We start from the raw sequence: 15,190 nt of genomic DNA on the forward strand, positions 1-15,190 counted from the left end.
ACTCCTAGGGGGTGGACTTAAAGGGACTGCGTTTTTTGCGTCCAGATTTTTTCTGTTTGGCTTTTTCGTAATCCAATTCTTTGAGTTTACGCAGAATTCGGGTGAAATAGTCCTGTAAATAGGCCTCAAGGGTCAGGGTTTCGCTGGGATCGAGGTCAAAGGTGCGATAGACTTCCTCCATCGGGGCATTGAAGACTTGACCACTGGCAATCACTTCCGTAAAGGCAAGGCGATCGCTAATGTTCCATGTCCACTGAAACCACTGGGTGGCCTGCCGTGCGGCTCGCAAAACCCCAATGGGCAAGCGAGTAATTTTTGCCTCCTGCCCTGAGAGATTTTCACATAGCTTAATAATTTCATCGGCTGTCCAAGCGCGGGTGCCCGCTAGATCAAAGGTTTTGCCATAGGTGGCAGGCCGATCAATGGCACGCACGGCAAATTTGGCCACGTCCTGAGTATCCATGTAGGCAATGGCGGTGGACTCTCCCAAAACCCAAATGGATTGATTTTCCAGAATCGGGATCGCATATTGGCCAATCAAGCCCTGAAAGAAGCCACAGGGACGCAGGATCGTGTAGTTTAGCCCTGATTCGCGCAAGAAGTCTTCGGTACAGTGTTTGATTTGCATCAGGGGCACGTGGGGATAGTCCTGCGCTCCCATAATCGAGAAAAAGATCAGGTGCTCAATATCAGCAGCTTGGGCAGCCTGAATCAAGTTGACTTTGCCTTGCCAATCCACTGCTTCGATGGTTAGGGTATCGGTGGGGCGAGTGGCAGAGGCATCAATGACCACTGAGGCCTTGGCGTACTGCAATGCCTCAAGAATACTGTCAGCAGCACAGAGGTTTCCCTGAAGAATGGTGGCGCCCCATTCCCGCAGAAACGTGGCTTTGGCTGGACTGCGGACAAAACAATAGACCTGATGTCCTTCATCTAAAGCGCGGCGCACAATTTGCCGCCCTAGGGTACCCGTACCGCCAACAATAAAAACGTTCATGAAAAACTCTAGTCATAAATCTTAACTTTTGTAATACTTTATCAGAATTCCCGACACGGGCGATCGCGCAGCGTGTTCTACGGACAATCGTGGGGATCATCCTGAGCAAACGCAGACGGATTAAGTGGCAAAGTCTTCACAGTGGAGCGTTTCCCATGTTTTGCGCCCCGTCACAGGATTAGTGCCACTGGCAACCTTGCAGAGCTTGCGTTGGGCGTCTTCCCGCAGTTCCACATCGGTAAAGTCAGCACCGGTGATAATGGCATCGTCAAAGTTGGTATTAAAGGCAAAGGCACCTTCAAGGATGGCATTGGTGAGATTGGCCTTGGTCAGCCGTGCGGTGTCCAATGTGGCGTAGCGTAAATCGGCACCTTCAAGGTTAGCCGTTTCCATGTTGGCACCAAAGAAGCTTACCCCCTGAAGATTGGTGTGGCTGAGGTTACTGTGGAAGAGGTTGGCTTTTGTGAATTCCGACCCCCGCAGATCCCGCCCGGAAAAATCCATATTGATCAGGGCTTCTTTCGTGTAATCTTCGGCGATCGCCCCCGTGGGGGTGAGCAGAATCCACAGGATGGCCAATAGCAATGCTACACACCAGCGCCAGTAACGGCTAATGGTTGTCGTGACAGCCGAGAATGAGAGTAGCATAGGCAACACTAGAGTTAATGTGAAGTGTCTATTGTTCAGATTATCAGCATGGAGATTTCTGAGGCCGAGTGGGTACGCGATACCTTTATTGATGATGGCTATGCCGAAGGCTACTTTCTCATGGGGGAAGGCGATCACCTAGAGTGGTACACCAGCCGCCAGCGGGCATTGATTCCCCTCGATGAGCGGTTTTGCTATCCGAAGTCTTTGCAGCGAGTGCTCAATCAAAATCGCTTTCAAGTTGCGATTAACCGGGACTTTGCTGCTGTGGTTGAGGGGTGTGCCGATCGCCCGAGTACATGGATAACACCCCGTCTTAAGGACGTGTACCATCTGCTTTACGGCACAGGTTGGGCAGTAAGTTTTGAAACGTGGCAGGGCGATGAACTGGCAGGGGGCATTCTCGGTATTGTGATTGGCGGCGCATTTATCGGCGAGTCCATGTTCTATCGCATCCCCGACGGCTCGAAAGTGGCGATGGTGAAACTGGTGGAGCATCTGCGGCGTCGCGGCTTTCTGCTGTTTGATGCCCAACTGCAAAATCCCCATCTTGAGCGCTTTGGGGCGTATGTTGTCAGCGATCGCGAGTATCGGCAGTTATTGGCACAGGCAATTCGTCAACCCTGTCAATTTCTCTAATGCTCTCAGACCAGTGCCTGCGTCAATTATCTATCAAAAACAATTAATCTATTCTTAAACCAAACTTAGTCATAAATTAGTCATCAATACACACATTATTGAGAATGTTTTTGAGCAGAAAAGCTATACTGTGATTCAAGACGCACTCCCTTCAAAAAAATGATGACTTTGCGCTGGCGAAACCGCCCTTTGTTGCCGCTCCTTTCTGTGGTGGCCGGTTTGATGTTGACGCTGGCGCCGTCGCCGATTCAAGCCTATGTGCGCTTCCCTGATTTACCCGATACCTACGTCAACGATCTAGTGAAGGTGTTAGAGGATCCTCAGCGGGAACAGGTTCGCTCCGAACTTCAAGCGTTTCATCAACGCACGAATCAGCAAGTCCTACTGGTAACGATTCCTTCCTATCGCGATTACAGCAACCAACACTCAAGTTTTGAAGCCTTTGCCACGGATTTATTTAACCATCGGGGCGTGGGTAGCCGTTGGCGCAATGATGGCGTGATGATGTTGGTTGCCCCTGGCGATCGCAAGGTGCGGATTGAATTGGGCAGTGCCTATGGCAGTGGTTGGAACCCACGCATGCAAACCGTGATTGATCGCTATATGCTGCCGGACTTTCGCCGGGGCCAGATGGCGCAGGGCATCATGAATGGGGTGCGTGCTCTGCTCAATGAACTGGGGACCAATCAGTTGACCACCTCCAGTAGCTCTGTCCCCTCAACTTACACCAGCACTGCCGGCGGGGACATTATTACGGGCATCTTCATCATTGTTGGTCTGATCATTCTTATTCCTTCCAGCATCATTTCTGCGATCGTCAAGTTTATTTTCAATAGTTCCTCCAGCTATGACGACAGTTACTCGAGCCGCAGTGATGATGAGGGTGGGCATTCCTCAGGTGGGGGGGCTTCGGGCAGTTGGTAACTGGATTCACCCCTACTAGAATTGAAGGCCAAAATGCTAAAATAGCGTCGTTCCGTAGCATATGAGACACGCTCTTGACGCAGGCGACGAATCTTCCGGGCATTGATTCCCCCCAAATTGATGAGTTTTTGCAGGAATTAGCGACAATCCAAGACTCTGGTCCGAAGCGGATTGCGCTCCTTGGCTCGCGTCACGTCCCGATTACACATCAGCACCTCATTGAAATGATGAGCTATGCCCTCGTGCTGGCGGGTAACCGCTTGATGACCTCAGGTGCGGTGGGAACCAATGCAGCGGCAATTCGGGGAGCCATGCGGGCAGACCCCAATTTGCTAACGGTGATCTTGCCCCAAAGTCTTGAGCGCCAGCCTCGCGAGTCCCGCCAACAACTGGATAAGGTGATGCACTTGGTGGAGAAGCCCGAAAACGATCACCTGCCCCTCGCAGAAGCCAGTTCCCTCTGCAATCAGGAAATTATTTCCCGCTGCCAGCAACTGATTTGTTTTGCTTTTCACGATAGCCACACACTGCTGCAAACCTGTGAACTGGCGGAAGAGCAGCATAAGGTGGTGACGCTCTTTTACTTTGATTAACCGCGGACGGTTTTCCCCACCTAGGGCCATTGAGTCCCTATGCCAGAATAGGAGCAGGATTCAAGGTTGATACGCCATGAGCGGCTTCTACAACTGGTATCGGAATGTGTTGCGGCATCCTAAATATCGCTGGTTGATCATTGCCGCCAGCTTGATCTATTTGCTCAGTCCTCTGGATATTTCACCCGATCTAGTGCCGATCATCGGTCAATTGGATGATGTCACGGTCATGGTGATCCTTGCCAGTGAGCTAACGCAATTGCTGGTGGAGCGGATTAAAAGCCGGCGATCGCCCAACATCACCACCACGGTAGATGTGGAAGCAGAGCAAGTTTAGGGATTAATCCCGCGATCGCAAGTCACTGCCAACAGAGCGCAGCAGCCAGCGGTTTTGCACATAACTCAGGGCACCGTTAATGAGTGCGGCGGCCATCAAGATGCCAATCGCAGGCATAAAGAGGGGTTCCCAGAGGCTGATCCAGAGATCAAAGCCAAGGGGTAGCGCCAAGGAGCGCCCTACAAGGGCAACCACAAACCAGCCAAAGCTAGCCAAGACAAAGAAGGTATCCGCCACCAAGAGCCAATTGATCACGTCCCGCAGCCGTGCCATAGCTATCCCCCCAATACCCACTGTTTGACGCGGGCAAGGGTCTCCCAATCGGGTTTGCGCTGCAGGCCGTCGGCAAAGTTATCGATGACCTCTTGGCGTAGCTCAGCGACAGCAGCAACCACAGTTTGCGCCAATTCAATGTGGGGACGAACCCCCTTTTGGCCTGTTTCTAGCATCGCTACCGCAAGGTTAATGCGCGCTTGGGGGTCTTCAGGATTTAGCTTGACCGCTTTTTGGGCGGCCTTCAGGGCAGATTGGGGCTTGTCATCGAGGAGATAGAGCCACGCTAAGCACGTCCAAGCGGCGCTACTTTTTTGAGCACGCTGGCAAATCTCTTTGAAGGTGGGAATCAGTTCTCCAGGCGGTGTCCCTTCTTTGTAGCGGGCGATCGCCGCCTCAAATTGACGTTCAACGTCACTCACCGGTTGAGATGTGGTCAAGGGCAGAACTCCTTAGGCAGAAAATGAGGTACCACAGCCACAGGTTTGGGTGGCATTGGGATTCGTAAACTTAAAGCCGCCACCAATAAGGGCGTTGCTGTAGTCGAGCACCAAGCCATAGATGTAGAGCATACTCTTGGGATCGGAGACCACTTTGAAGCCATCATAGTCAAAGACTTCATCATCGGGACGGATATTGGCGGGGTCTTCAAAGTCCATCGTGTAGGACATGCCGGAGCAGCCACCCCCTTTGACGCCGACCCGCAAACATAGGTCTTTGCCGTGCTTATCGCGGAGTTCAAGCACGTGCTTGAGGGCAGCTTCGGTCATCATGATTCCCTTGGCGGGTTGTGTGGCCTGTGTCATCACCCACTCCTGAAAGACTCCAAACTTTATCGTAGCAAGTTCAGCGGTGGCTCACCATCTCGTGGGCACGCTTAAAGGCTTCGTCAAGCACCTCCGAGAGGGTGGGATGGGTGTGGACATTAAAGGCTAAGTGGCTCACGGTTTGGCGATCGCGAATGGCATTGGCGGCCTCTTGAATTAAATCCGAAGCATGGAGACCAAAGATATGCGCCCCCAGTAGCTCGCCCGTATCCACACGGAAGATCACCTTGGCGAGGCCATCGGTTTCCGTTTCCGCCAGTGCCTTGGAGTTGCCCTTAAAGTAGGTACGTGCCACTTGTACCTCAAAGCCTTCTTTTTCCCCTAGCTCACGGGCTTGGGGTTCCGTCAAGCCGACAAAGCTCATTTCCGGATGGGTAAAGGCCGCCGCAGGAATACTGCGATAATCCACTTGGCGCGGCCGCCCGACAATGGTTTCAACAACAGCAATCCCCTGCGCTGAAGCGGCATGGGCAAGCATCATCTTCCCCGTGGCGTCACCGATCGCCCACAGGTGGGGAACGGGTTTCCCTTTTTTCGTTACTGCCAAATACTCATTGACGGGGATAAAGCCACGCTTATCGGTGTTGACGCCCACACTCTCTAGGCCAATATCTTGAGTGGCGGGAATGCGACCGGTGGCCACAAGGCAGGCATCCACCTCTAGGACATCCACCACTTCTTTGGTTTTGGCATCCGCCAATTCAATGACCACTGGACTACCGGGAATCACCCGCTTGGCTAGGGTACCGCTGTAGGTTTCAATGTCGCGAGGGGCAATCAAGACCCGCTGTGCCTGTTTGGCAATATCTGGATCAAAGGTGGGCATGAGTTGATCCAGTGCCTCAATCATGGTCACTTCGCAACCCAAGGCGGTGTAAATATCGGCAAACTCTAGGCCAATATAGCCACTGCCAATGATGGCTACCCACTGCGGCAACCAATCCAGCTTAATGGCATCATCACTGGTATAAACGGTCTTGCCATCCACTTCAATGCCGGGGGGAACCCAAGGGACTGAGCCGGTGGCAATAATGATGTCCTTGGCCGTAACCGTTTTCTCACCCGTGGGGGTGGTAATGCTGACTTTCTGACACCCCGCTACTTTGCCCCGACCAATAAGGGTGTCTACGCCAAGGCGCTTGAGGCTGTTTGTCAGATCACTGCGGATTTTTTGTACCAAATTGGCGGCATGGGCAGCCACACCCGCGCGATCCACATTCACCTGCCCCAGTTGAATCCCCAAGGCTTGCCAATGACTGGCTTGACGCAGTTCTCGTACCCGTCCGGCTGCCGCAAGGAGTGCTTTTGAGGGAATACAGCCGCGATTGACGCAGGTGCCCCCCATTTCTGCGGCTTCGACAATGGCCGTTTTCAGACCGACGCTGACGGCATGCAGGGCAGCCCCATGACCCCCCACACCCGCACCGATAATGACGAGATCGTAGTCAAAGCTCAAGGACGGTTCTCCCCAACAGCATTTTCCTAGCTTATCAAAGGGCGTCCCCGCTGAGAACTTAGACCTTTTGGCTATAGGCGGTTAGGGGTTCCTTGATCCAGCGAATATAGAGGTGTTTGAAGGTGGACTTGAGGACACGCGGCGCACCAAAGTCAATGGGCATCATCTGCTGGGGTAGTTGCCAGTCTCGAACAGCTAATTCGTGGGGCTGTGCCAAGGGAAATGTCATCTCACTCAGCTCATAGTTGTAGCCAAGGGCGGTGGCGGCACGTTGGGTAGGAATGCGCTCAGGATCTACATTCAGGATAGCCACGAGGGCGCGATCGAGGGCAAAGACATCACGACTGGCACCCAAAATATTCAGGGGGCGCGGCGTTCCCCCACTGGGGCCATTGCCTTCATGGCCAATAATGCCATCCACAATCGTGAGGTCGGGGGCGATCGCCCGTGCAGTTTCGACGAGCATGCGGCCAAAGCGATCAGCATCCTTACCCGCTTCCATATGCCACCATGCCTTCATTTTGCCGGGGACACAGCCAAAGAGATTCTTGACCCCAAGGGTGAGGGTGAGTTGCACATGGGATTTCACCTTGGGTAGGTTAATGACGACATCGGCGGCCATCGCTTCTTTGCTCAGGCGCAGGTGGGCAAATTCAGGATTGTCTGTAGCATAGCGATCGCCATGGAATTCAATGACCGGTAAATTCAATTCCTGAATAAAGGGCAAATAGCCATTGTTGCGGGCGACCCCCAATGCCGAGCCAAAGGCAGGTCCATCCCCTAGGAAGGGTTGTCCCCCCACCGCCTGCACCATTTTGGCAACGCAATAGACCAGTTCTGGGCGAGTGACGCATTCGTGTTTTGGTCGTGCGCCGGTGAGTAAGTTCGGCTTGAGCAGCACGCGATCGCCCGGTTTGACGATCGCCGCCATTCCCCCCAAGGGCGCTAGGAGTTCCTCAAGGGACGCACTGAGACGGTCAAGGTCATAGGATGTTGCCCGCAGTAAACTCACGCTTGGCATTGGAGGCTCCTTGTCACTGGCATTGTTTCTCAACAGTGTGCCACAAAGATAAAATTGAGGCTTTGCAATCCCTGCCCAATGATCCTCTCAAACCAACATTAGATGATGAAAAAGCTGCAAAAAGATACGATAGAGAAGAGACATGTCTGCTAACGAGCGATCGCGAATGCCCCAAGGCCTTGAGTCAGAATTTCGGCAGCAGGTGGATCGCCTGCATCGCTTTACCGTTCTCATGCGCTGGAGTGTGGTGCTCTTTCTTTGGCTGACGGTTGGCACATTGAGTCTCTGGGGCTTCCGTTATGAAATTAGCCTGATGCGCGAGCATTTTACGTGGGCAGCGTTGCGTTATGGCATTCTCTTCAATCGGCTGCCGGCGATCGGTTTGGCGCTGTGCATTGGCATGACCCTGAGCGTTCTCTACTGGCAGACCCGCAACATTTTCTGGGGCAGATCCCCCAAGTGGCAGCAACGCCTAGAAAAACAAGTCCTGCGCATTCGTCAACAGGGGCAACGCCATCCCCTATGGCATTGGGTGTGTCGGCAGTAGCAAATCCCCCAGGGGTGCCGGCACCGGCAAAATAATGAGCAATAGCAACACCAGTGCCATCAAGCCAAGGGCATCGCGCCAGTTATCCAATTCACTGACATCATTGAGGGCAGGTTCATCAAAGGCGGGCATAAAGAACAGGATCAAAGCCCAGACAAAGAGCCACGGTTGAATAAAGGAGAGAATCAGCACCAGTAAACGGCTGACTTGGCCAATGACTGCCCCCGCCCGATGACCATACATCGCATGGACAATGTGCCCCCCATCCAATTGACCCACCGGCATCAAGTTCAAAGCCGTCACCACCAAGCCCAGCACTCCCGCCACTGCCATCGGATGGAGGTGTAGCGCACTATCACTCTTGAGGGCAGCGCCAAAAATGGCTTTGGCAATCAGGGCAAAGAGAATCGAAATGCGGGGACTAAACACTTGGGGATTGAGGGGCTGCTCGGAAGCATTGGCGGGCAGTTGTACCACCTCGGACTGCTGTAGTCCCCAAATTAGAATCGGTAGGGTCACGAGCAATCCCGCAAGGGGACCCGCCATACTGATGTCAAAGAGGGCACGGCGATGGGGAACGGGCGATCGCATCTGGATAAAGGCCCCCAGTGTGCCCATGGCAAAGGGTAGAGGAATAAAGTAGGGCAGCGTTGCTTTGACGCGGTAATACCACGCAGTGGCAAAGTGTCCCAGTTCATGGATGCCCAAAATCAACAGCAGACTGACACTGTAGGGCAACCCCTGCCAGAGCAAACTGGGATTGAGTCGCAGTTCCGCCGCCGTCAGCTCAGGCGCCACGAGTGCCAAGCCAGCAACCGTTGTCGTCAGAAACGTTAAAGCCAATAGTCCAAGGCTGAGGCCGGGACGAAAAAGCTGTTGGGGCTGGGGCAAGCGATCGCGGGGAATCAAAGCAAAAAAGGGCTTATTACTCAAACCCATTTGAAACATGACCAGAAAGCGATCGCCAAAGCGTTGGGCAATATTGCGCTCCACGGTTTCATAGACTTGGTTCGCATCCCCGCGCATTTGCCCCCGGCAGATCACCGCCTGCGGACGATACTCAATTTGTTGCAGATAGTACATGCCCCAAGGGAAACAGCTCTGCAATTGCGTTTCTTCATCCTGATTGAGGAGCTTGCCATTTTCCGTCGGTGTGGGCGGTGGGGGTGTGGGTGGTGCCGCTGGTAAGGAGGGCTGGCCTCGGCGCAAAAGCACAAGATAGAGCACCGAACTGGTGACAAAAACAAGGATCAACCATCCCGACGGCACAGGGGTATTCCCTAAAAGCAGCATCCAACCCCCAATAAAAAATGCTGGCAACATCAGCACTAGCCATAGGAGCCACCAAGGGGTTTGACTGACACGGGCAGCACTCTGGCGGACAATAAAGACCAAGATCAAACCCAATACAATAAGGGAAATCCATGTCATGATTTCGATCCCTGTGGCTCAACAACAGAAACCGCCCCGCCTTGTATTGCCCATGGTTTACGGGTTTCCACCAAACCGCGAGACGCTGGGAGGCACTGCTTATCTCATTGTAGAAAATGATGGCAATACCCTTATTGATTCCCCCCCTTGGACAGAGAGCAGCCAAAATTGGCTCAGGGAGCAGGGTGGCGTTCAGCGCCTCATCCTTACCCATCGAGGGGCGATCGCCCGCGTTCGTGAACTGCAGCGCACCTTTAACTGTGAAGTAATCATCCATGGTCAAGAAGCCTATCTTCTACCCCAAGTGACCGTAACTCCGTTTAACCACCATCTAGCGATTAGTGAAACCCTCGAAATCCTCTGGACACCCGGTCACTCCCCCGGCAGCGCCTGTGTCTATTGGTCTGGCCAAGGGGGTGTTCTCTTTAGCGGTCGTCACCTACTCCCTACGCCGACGGGAGAACTGGCACCGATGAAAACGGCGACCACCTTCCACTGGCCGCGGCAACTGCGCAGTGTTGAGACATTAAAAGCCTTTTGTCGGCAGAAGTCCCTGAGTTATCTCTGTCCGGGGGCAAATATTGGTTTTCTGCGGGGGACACTGGCGATCGCCAACGCCCAAGCCATTCTGCAAGAAATCCCTGTTGATAACCTTTTGGCTAACAAGGTTTAATGTTTCCTTAATTTCCCTATCAGGATAATACAGGTTCGGGAAAAGGAACTTGGAGAGATCGTTAAACCCCACTTGGATCAAGACTTGCATCCTCTATAGTGAAGGTAGGTAGAGGGAATAAGCCCAAGCAATACCAAGGGAAACAAAAACAAAGTTAATTGTTGGTGCTGTTCTCTCTGTAAATCATCCCGTGGGCAATCTAAAACCTTAAGAAATACAGGAGGATCAGCGTATGGCACTCGTTCGTTGGGAACCGTTCCGCGAAATCGATGCGCTACAACGCCAAATGAACCGTCTATTTGATGAATTGATTCCCTTGACCGAACGTCGCAGCGATCTCAGCTTCTTGCCGGCAGCCGAACTCGAAGAAACGCCTGATGCTTTGCTTCTAAAAATTGAACTGCCCGGCATGGAGGCCAAAGACCTCGACATTCAAGTGACGGCGGATGCCGTCTCTGTCAGTGGTGAACGCAAATCTGAAAGCCAAAGCGAAAGCAATGGTATCAAACGCACCGAATTCCGCTACGGTAAATTCCAACGGGTCATTCCTCTGCCAGTGCGGATTCAAAACACCGATGTCAAAGCCGAATACAAAGATGGCATCCTGCACCTGACCCTGCCGAAAGCGGAAGAAGAGAAAAACCGCGTCGTCAAAGTAAACCTTGGCTAATCCGCCACTTTCTCGGCCAAACGGTCAAGGTTGTTGAACAGATGATGAAGCTCCCCCAGCAATGGGGGATTTATTTTGGGCGTCAGTGAAGGTGAGAAAAAACTAGGAAGCTAAGGCCACCTCAACCAGCTGTTGCAATTCACCACTTTGGTATAGCTCAATGAGAATGTCCGAGCCACCAATAAACTCACCATTGATAAACACTTGGGGAATCGTTGGCCAGTTGGAATACTCCTTAATCCCTTGGCGAATCTCAAAATCCTCAAGGACATCCACCGTTTCATAGGGAACACCGAGGGCATTCAAAATTTGCACCGCATTGTTGGAAAACCCGCATTGGGGCATGAGCTTGCTGCCCTTCATAAAGACAATGATTTTGTTGCTTTTGACGAGGTGATCAATTTTGGCGTGGAGTTCGGGTGTCATCGTTGGCTTTCCCTCTTGAGTTCACAAGTTACAAAAGAACAGCAATAGATTGCATTCTAAATCACTGGCGTTGTGCCCATTGCTGGGGGGTATAGGTCTTGAGGGCAAGGGCGTGGAGTTCATTGCTAGCCATGAGATCCTTAAGGCTGCTATAGACCAATTGGTGCTGCTGCACCAGTCGCTTACCCTCAAAGGCAGCAGAGACCACTACAGCTTCGTAATGATCGCCACCCCCGGTCAAATCTTGCACTTGAACAAAGGCATCGGGCAAGCTGGATTGAATTAAGGTGGTTAGTTGTTCAGGGGTAACCATAGATAATTATTTATTCCTAGCTGGAATCAAGAACCAGTTAATCTATCTCCTTTAGTCTATCGCTAAATGTTAAGTTGTTGGGGTCTGGAGGGGATGGCACTGACGGAGGGCACGCACCAAGTCTTCAAGGTTAATGGGCTTGCTCACATAGTCATCCATACCTGCATCTAAGCAAAGCTGGCGATCGCTCTCCATGGCATTGGCGGTCATGGCAATAATTCGCGGACGGGGTTGGTTCAGCTGTTGAAACAGATTAATCACCTCACGGGTAGCCGTTATCCCATCCATCTCCGGCATCTGCATATCCATCAAAATCACATCATAGGGCTGCCGTTGCACCGCATCCAGCACCTCCAAACCATTGGCAGCAATATCACCGCGATAGCCCAATTTTTCTAAGATGCGCAGTGCCACCATTTGATTGACTTTGTTATCCTCGGCAATGAGAATCCGCAGCGGCGGCAGACCGGCTTTTAAGTCTTCAAAGGATAGGGCAGCCGCTGGCTTAGGCGATACCGTTGTCGGCTTTTTGTCAAATAAATGGTTAAGGACATTGTACAGGGTGGACTGTTTGACCGGCTTGCTGATCAGGGCAGAGAATAAAGCAGTTTCCGACTCTGGCAGTGTATTGCCTAGGGAGGTTAGCAGAACCAAGGGCAATTGCGTGTAGGTGGCGCGAATTTTACGAGCAAGGGAAATGCCATCCATCTCCGGCATTTGCAGATCTAAAATGGCCACATCCGGCAGGGCTTGTTGTTGAAGCAGCACAAGGGCCTTGGGGCCACTCTCAGCCACAAGGGGGTGCATTTTCCAGTTTTTGGTTTGTAGGGCGAGAATTTGCCGGTTAGTAGCATTGTCATCCACAATGAGCACGCGCCGATTTTCAAGATGGCCGACCCCCCTGCTCTCTTTGGAAATGGCCCGCGGATTGACGAGAAATTTGACAGTAAAGTAAAAAATAGAGCCACTTTCTTCAATTGGGATCGAGTCATAGTTGGCTGGGGGTGTGCCGCCAATGGCCAAAGGATCTGTGGCCGTTTTACTTTCTACCCAAATTTGCCCCCCCATATGCTCCACAAGGCGTTGACAAATGACAAGGCCCAAACCTGTGCCGCCGTAGTGGCGAGTGGTTGAGGCATCCACTTGCATAAAAGGCTGAAAGAGGCGAGCCATGCCCCTTGGCGAAATGCCGATGCCCGTATCCTGAATGGCAAACCAGTAGGAGTAATAGGAGGGCATAAACTCATACTGGCTCATTGGTGCAGGCATGCCCTTAAGGTAGAGGGTCACATTGCCACCTTGGGTAAATTTGATGGCATTGCCCATGAGATTCACCAAGACCTGCCGCAGTCGCCCCATATCACCAATGACCTCATAGGGAATCCCTGGCTCAATATGGGCAGCTAGTTCCACCTGGCGATCGCTGGCTCGACTGGCCAAAAGGTCGAGGACTTCTTCGACACAGTCACACAGGTTGAAGGGATAGCTCTCTAACTGTAGCTTGCCCGACTCAATCTTAGAGAAATCGAGAATATCATTGATGATGGCGAGTAGAGCGTCACCACTGAGGCGAATGGTGTTGACAAATTCCCGCTGTTGGGGATTGAGGGGGGTATCCAGCAGTAATCCAGTCAGGCCAATGATGGCATTCATTGGGGTGCGAATTTCATGGCTCATGGTGGCTAAAAACTCACTCTTGGCCCGGCTGGCTTCCTCAGCAGCCCTGCGCGCTTGCTCTAGGAATTCCTGCTGCTGGATCATTTGGGAGATGTCTTCCCAAGTGCCGACAAAGCGATCTTTGCCACGGCTTTGCTGCAGAGGAATAATCCGCGCCCTAATCCAGCGACTGCTGCCGTCTTCTTGAACCACCCGGAAGCGCTCGTTGAGGGGTAGCCTCTTTCGCTGGCAGGCGACCCATGCCTTCAAGACGCGATCGCGATCTTCAGGGTGCAGGCGTTCTATCCACTGTTGTTCGGCTTCCTCCAGACTGTTGACGCCCAACAGGTCTAGAAGTGCCTGATTCAAAAAGGTGGGTCGTCCCTCGGCATCTAGGGTAAAAATGCCCACCGGCGCCATTTTGCTGACACTACGAAAGCGCGCTTCACTTGACTTTAGGAGTTCTCGCAATTGCTCTTTGCGCTGGCGATCGCGGGCAATGATCAGGATAGCACCACCCACCAAAACGGATAGGGCAGCAAAGAGGACAAGGAACTCCTGATGTAGGCGGCGGTTGTATTGCGCCAACTGGGTGTCAGAGAGCCGCGAAACCAACCACCAACGGGTGCTGCTCCAGTCACGAGCTGAATTGGTTGCTCGATCGGCAGAAAGGTAGTTGGCCTTTAGGGGAAAAAAGGCTTGATAGATAAATAGCCCCTGGGGGCTGAATAGGCTGCCTCGAGGCCGTCGTTGCATTTGTTGCCACAGCAGCGGATATTGATTGCGGATCGTAAACTGCTGTCGCTCAGGATAATAGAATCCCCATTCCTGGTGATGATTTTCTGCAATGAACCAATAGCCTTGGTCATTTGCTAGGAGGCAGCTGCTGTTCCCTAGATTGCAATTGTTGATCAACTGATTGAGAAGGTGGCTGGCGCGGTAACGAACCAGCAAAACCCCCCTTGGTGCTGCTTTTTGGTACAGGGGTACCCCAATATACAAAACAGGTTGAGCCAAGCTGAAACCGGTGCCCTCTATTAAATCCAAGGGGGAAACAAAAATCTGGTTGGGGGTCAATCGCTGTAGGATAGGCCAGTAACGGTCAATTGTCTTGGTCGCAGCGGCATCCGTTGCTTTGGGTGTGGCATGCCACTGAAAACGCACCCTGCCCTCTGGATCAAGAAAATAAAATTGATCATAGTGTTTTTTGAGGTGTTGCCATGCTGCCAGTCCTGCCTTTGCCTTTTCGTGAGCCTCTTCCCCAGCAGAAGCCTCCATTAAATGAGGCAACACCTGCAGTGCCATCAAAGCTCTCAACTCTTCAACCGCGTCATCTAAGATCATTCTTAGGAGCAACCGGCTGCGCTCTAGTTTATACTCCTCCTGCAGTTGTAAGTCCTTCAGAAGGGCGTAGCGTTGACTAAAATACAGGGGTGTTAACAGAGCGGCAATGACTGCTGTTGTGGGCAAAAATAACTTAATAAAAGAGAAAAGAGGAAAGCGAAACATGGACGTTCTCGCTGGCGGTGAGGATGATTTTTCCTGATCAACAGGGAGATGCCGATACAGCGCCCATTCATTAGTGTATCGTGAGGAATGGAGTTGATGGTTAAAAGGGGTGTAAGACCATGATTGAACCTTTACTGTGCGGCATTGTGCTGGGGCTAATTCCAGTCACATTGGCGGGGTTGTTCTTTGCTGCCTACCAGCAGTACAAGCGCGGCAGTCAATTTGAGACCTAGGTTGAGGGGTAAACTCA

The 15,190-nt window shown here is 52.3% G+C and carries 19 protein-coding genes; 8 read left to right on the forward strand and 11 right to left on the reverse strand.

The window, feature by feature from the left end; all coding sequences use genetic code 11:
- Positions 1-4: 4 nt before the first annotated feature.
- Both RHJ02_RS05605 and RHJ02_RS05610 read right to left on the reverse strand, forming a co-directional pair.
- Positions 5-997 (reverse strand): NAD(P)H-binding protein, encoded by a 993-nt coding sequence (locus RHJ02_RS05605; protein ID WP_149817603.1) that lies wholly within the window; start codon positions 995-997, stop codon positions 5-7.
- A 120-nt stretch (positions 998-1,117) separates the two neighbouring features.
- Positions 1,118-1,645 (reverse strand): pentapeptide repeat-containing protein, encoded by a 528-nt coding sequence (locus RHJ02_RS05610; protein WP_225901668.1) that lies wholly within the window; start codon positions 1,643-1,645, stop codon positions 1,118-1,120.
- A gap of 48 nt (positions 1,646-1,693) precedes the next feature.
- Between RHJ02_RS05610 and aat the strand changes: the two genes are divergently transcribed.
- The 4 genes from aat to RHJ02_RS05630 all read left to right on the forward strand — a co-directional run bounded on the left by aat (position 1,694) and on the right by RHJ02_RS05630 (position 4,138).
- A complete protein-coding gene (gene aat, locus RHJ02_RS05615) occupies positions 1,694-2,284 on the forward strand; it encodes a leucyl/phenylalanyl-tRNA--protein transferase (protein WP_206201435.1) in 591 nt (196 codons plus the stop codon).
- Between the two features lie 189 nt (positions 2,285-2,473).
- Positions 2,474-3,208, forward strand: coding sequence for a TPM domain-containing protein (locus RHJ02_RS05620; RefSeq protein WP_310453437.1), 735 nt, complete (start codon positions 2,474-2,476; stop codon positions 3,206-3,208).
- Between the two features lie 74 nt (positions 3,209-3,282).
- A complete protein-coding gene (locus RHJ02_RS05625) occupies positions 3,283-3,801 on the forward strand; it encodes a hypothetical protein (RefSeq protein WP_024125793.1) in 519 nt (172 codons plus the stop codon).
- A gap of 76 nt (positions 3,802-3,877) precedes the next feature.
- A complete protein-coding gene (locus RHJ02_RS05630) occupies positions 3,878-4,138 on the forward strand; it encodes a YkvA family protein (protein WP_206201437.1) in 261 nt (86 codons plus the stop codon).
- A 3-nt stretch (positions 4,139-4,141) separates the two neighbouring features.
- On the opposite strand, the gene RHJ02_RS05635 is transcribed toward RHJ02_RS05630, so the two are convergent.
- The 5 genes from RHJ02_RS05635 to RHJ02_RS05655 are packed head-to-tail and all read right to left on the reverse strand — an operon-like array spanning position 4,142 to position 7,715.
- A complete protein-coding gene (locus tag RHJ02_RS05635; RefSeq protein ID WP_206201438.1) occupies positions 4,142-4,411 on the reverse strand; it encodes a hypothetical protein in 270 nt (89 codons plus the stop codon).
- A gap of 2 nt (positions 4,412-4,413) precedes the next feature.
- A complete protein-coding gene (locus RHJ02_RS05640) occupies positions 4,414-4,851 on the reverse strand; it encodes a tetratricopeptide repeat protein (RefSeq protein ID WP_310743500.1) in 438 nt (145 codons plus the stop codon).
- Positions 4,852-4,863: 12 nt separating this feature from the next.
- Positions 4,864-5,217: an iron-sulfur cluster assembly accessory protein gene (locus tag RHJ02_RS05645; protein WP_206201439.1), complete on the reverse strand. Its 354-nt coding sequence runs from the start codon at positions 5,215-5,217 to the stop codon at positions 4,864-4,866.
- A gap of 40 nt (positions 5,218-5,257) precedes the next feature.
- Complete coding sequence (gene lpdA, locus RHJ02_RS05650; RefSeq protein WP_302676517.1) at positions 5,258-6,694, reverse strand: dihydrolipoyl dehydrogenase; 1,437 nt, start codon at positions 6,692-6,694, stop codon at positions 5,258-5,260.
- Positions 6,695-6,752: 58 nt separating this feature from the next.
- A complete protein-coding gene (locus RHJ02_RS05655) occupies positions 6,753-7,715 on the reverse strand; it encodes a DUF362 domain-containing protein (RefSeq protein ID WP_206201441.1) in 963 nt (320 codons plus the stop codon).
- Positions 7,716-7,857: 142 nt separating this feature from the next.
- Between RHJ02_RS05655 and RHJ02_RS05660 the strand changes: the two genes are divergently transcribed.
- The gene (locus tag RHJ02_RS05660) at positions 7,858-8,262 is read left to right on the forward strand and encodes a hypothetical protein (protein WP_149817595.1); all 405 of its coding nucleotides are present in this window, start codon (positions 7,858-7,860) and stop codon (positions 8,260-8,262) included.
- Here RHJ02_RS05660 and RHJ02_RS05665 read toward each other — a convergent pair.
- Positions 8,236-9,693 carry a site-2 protease family protein gene (locus RHJ02_RS05665; RefSeq protein WP_310800546.1) on the reverse strand — a complete coding sequence of 486 codons (1,458 nt, stop codon included), beginning with the start codon at positions 9,691-9,693 and terminating at the stop codon, positions 8,236-8,238. The two genes, RHJ02_RS05660 and RHJ02_RS05665, sit on opposite strands and share 27 nt — an antisense overlap.
- Here RHJ02_RS05665 and RHJ02_RS05670 point away from each other — a divergent pair.
- The gene (locus tag RHJ02_RS05670; protein ID WP_206201443.1) at positions 9,692-10,366 is read left to right on the forward strand and encodes an MBL fold metallo-hydrolase; all 675 of its coding nucleotides are present in this window, start codon (positions 9,692-9,694) and stop codon (positions 10,364-10,366) included. The two genes, RHJ02_RS05665 and RHJ02_RS05670, sit on opposite strands and share 2 nt — an antisense overlap.
- 232 nt (positions 10,367-10,598) lie before the next feature.
- Positions 10,599-11,036 (forward strand): Hsp20/alpha crystallin family protein, encoded by a 438-nt coding sequence (locus RHJ02_RS05675; RefSeq protein ID WP_206201444.1) that lies wholly within the window; start codon positions 10,599-10,601, stop codon positions 11,034-11,036.
- Positions 11,037-11,138: 102 nt separating this feature from the next.
- Here RHJ02_RS05675 and grxD read toward each other — a convergent pair whose 3' ends face one another.
- The 3 genes from grxD to RHJ02_RS05690 all read right to left on the reverse strand — a co-directional run bounded on the left by grxD (position 11,139) and on the right by RHJ02_RS05690 (position 14,940).
- Positions 11,139-11,462 (reverse strand): Grx4 family monothiol glutaredoxin, encoded by a 324-nt coding sequence (gene grxD / locus RHJ02_RS05680; protein ID WP_181496364.1) that lies wholly within the window; start codon positions 11,460-11,462, stop codon positions 11,139-11,141.
- Between the two features lie 61 nt (positions 11,463-11,523).
- On the reverse strand, positions 11,524-11,775 hold the full coding sequence (locus RHJ02_RS05685; protein WP_149817589.1) for a BolA family protein: 252 nt from the start codon (positions 11,773-11,775) through the stop codon (positions 11,524-11,526).
- A 69-nt stretch (positions 11,776-11,844) separates the two neighbouring features.
- Positions 11,845-14,940 carry a response regulator gene (locus RHJ02_RS05690; protein WP_310800547.1) on the reverse strand — a complete coding sequence of 1,032 codons (3,096 nt, stop codon included), beginning with the start codon at positions 14,938-14,940 and terminating at the stop codon, positions 11,845-11,847.
- A gap of 119 nt (positions 14,941-15,059) precedes the next feature.
- On the opposite strand from RHJ02_RS05690, the gene petG reads away from it, so the two are divergent.
- On the forward strand, positions 15,060-15,173 hold the full coding sequence (gene petG / locus RHJ02_RS05695) for a cytochrome b6-f complex subunit V (RefSeq protein WP_149817584.1): 114 nt from the start codon (positions 15,060-15,062) through the stop codon (positions 15,171-15,173).
- Positions 15,174-15,190: the final 17 nt, after the last annotated feature.

The sequence above is a fragment of the Thermosynechococcus sp. TG215 genome, from assembly GCF_031583455.1.
Lineage (GTDB): Bacteria > Cyanobacteriota > Cyanobacteriia > Thermosynechococcales > Thermosynechococcaceae > Thermosynechococcus.